General features: G+C 61.0%; 2 protein-coding genes. Both read right to left on the reverse strand.

Features of this window, described 5'->3' with window-relative positions; all coding sequences use genetic code 11:
- Nucleotides 1-335: 335 nt before the first annotated feature.
- Nucleotides 336-692 carry a hypothetical protein gene (locus tag QMK34_RS47515; RefSeq protein ID WP_326421635.1) on the reverse strand — a complete coding sequence of 119 codons (357 nt, stop codon included), beginning with the start codon at nt 690-692 and terminating at the stop codon, nt 336-338.
- Between the two features lie 39 nt (nt 693-731).
- Nucleotides 732-944, reverse strand: a complete 213-nt coding sequence (locus tag QMK34_RS47520) for a hypothetical protein (RefSeq protein ID WP_326421636.1) — start codon at nt 942-944, stop codon at nt 732-734.
- Nucleotides 945-1,088 lie beyond the last annotated feature (144 nt).

Here is a 1,088-nt window from a genome sequence, read left to right on the forward strand (position 1 = left end):
GACCGCTGAATAAGTCGATCTGAAGATCAATTGAAGTCGCCTGACCAGCGCTTTCATATTTGATCAATCATCCGAACGCTGTTATTCAGCAGTCTCCTAGGGCCGCGTGACTGACGGGGACTTTCACGCGGTCTGTTCTGGTGAAGGGGACTTTTGCAAGGTTGAGTCGAGGGAAGTCTCCTTCAGTCGCGACCCCAGGTTTGCCGTGTGCCCTGATGGGAGCCTTCACGGCGTTTAACGCTGTCATGGTGGCCTTCAGGGGCACGCATAAAACGGTCGTGGCGGTATGAAACGGGCGAATGCGGCGGCTGCTGCGACAGTTCTCAGACGCGTTCTCACCAGCCCTGTCTCACCAGCCCTGGGGCGGCCGTCCTTGCCCTTTGACCGCCCGGCGGCGCTTGTGGGGGCTGCTGCTGGGGATAACCCTGCTGCCGCGGATAGCTCTGCTGCGGGGGATAGCCCTGGTGCTGCTGGGGCAGAGGCTGCTGTGGTTGGGGCTGCTGGGGGAAGCCCTGCTGGTAGCCGCCGCCTGGCGGCGGCATCCCGGGCTGCTGGGGCGGATATCCGTACGGTGCCTGCCCTGGATAAGGCGGCTGGGATGCCTTCTTGGACTTCTTGCTCGCCAGAATGATCGCGAGTACGACACCGCCGATGAGGAGTAGGACCAGTCCCGGCAATACCACGTTGTTCACTGCGTATCTCCTGTTCGCCGGTGCCCTTGGTGGTCGCTGTCACCAGCCTTGCGGCGGCGTCCCTGGCGGTGGCTGCTGGCCGGGGTAGGGCTGATTCCCCGGCTGCTGCGGGAACTGCTGCTGGCCGGGGTGCTGCTGGGCCGGGTACTGCTGCGGCGGGTATTGCTGTTGCGGGTACTGCTGCTGTTGCTGTGGTGGGTATTGCTGCTGAGGTGGTTTCTTGGAGCTGACCTTCACGATGATGATGATCAAGAGAATGATGATGAGTACTAAGCTTGTTGTTTAACCAGGTGGTGTCTGGTGGGGGCCCCGGTTGGTCATGGGTGAGGCCCTTGGTTGATCATTCCTTCTTGCTACAGACGGAAGATCGACCAAGGGCCTCAGTTGATCAGTGTG

It is taken from the genome of Amycolatopsis sp. H20-H5 (assembly GCF_035828755.1).
In the GTDB taxonomy this organism is placed as follows: domain Bacteria; phylum Actinomycetota; class Actinomycetes; order Mycobacteriales; family Pseudonocardiaceae; genus Amycolatopsis.